Genomic DNA, 515 nt, shown 5'->3' with positions numbered 1-515 from the left:
TGGGCGGTTTCGGTCACCTCGACCAGCCGGGGGATGGGCAGGGCGTCGATGGGCAGGTCGGGGCCGAACCAGGGTTCGAGCAGCGCCGCGGTTTCGGCGGGGGGCAGGGCGCGGGCGCTGGCCACGCCGGGGGTGGTCGCGAGGAGGTCGAGCACGGCGCGCAGCTGCACCTCGGCCTGGTCGGGGGGCGCGGCGATGCGGATGGTGGCGGTGCGCGCCAGCGCATCCGCCCAGCGGTCGGCCAGCCGCCCCGCGGCCAGCGACAGCGCGATGGCAAAGACCGCGAGGAACGCCATCGCCCCCGCGCTGAAGCCGGTCAGCCAGGCGGTGTGCCCGGTGGGGGGCACCACGCGGTCGGCCTGCCCGTCGGGGCGCAGCATGGCGGGCAGCAGGCGCATCACAGGTCGGCCCCCGCCAGCATGACCCGTTTCTGCGCGATGCGCAGGACGCGGGCGGCGACCTCCTTCTTGGCGGCGCGGATCAGGTTCATGTCATGGGTGGCCACGACGATCGTC

The 515-nt window shown here is 75.3% G+C and carries 1 protein-coding gene; it reads right to left on the bottom strand.

What is annotated here, in order from left to right; translation table 11 throughout:
• Window positions 1-398 (bottom strand): cell division protein FtsX (locus ACLD7X_RS18395; protein ID WP_411425129.1); only part of this gene is annotated, 398 nt, incomplete at its 3' end.
• Window positions 399-515 lie beyond the last annotated feature (117 nt).

Origin of the sequence: Aphanothece microscopica RSMan92 (genome assembly GCF_046613545.2) — a bacterium.
Classification (GTDB): domain Bacteria; phylum Cyanobacteriota; class Cyanobacteriia; order PCC-6307; family Cyanobiaceae; genus NIES-981.
Note: the sequence above shows the minus strand (reverse complement) of the source record. Positions and strands in the feature narration are given on the sequence as shown.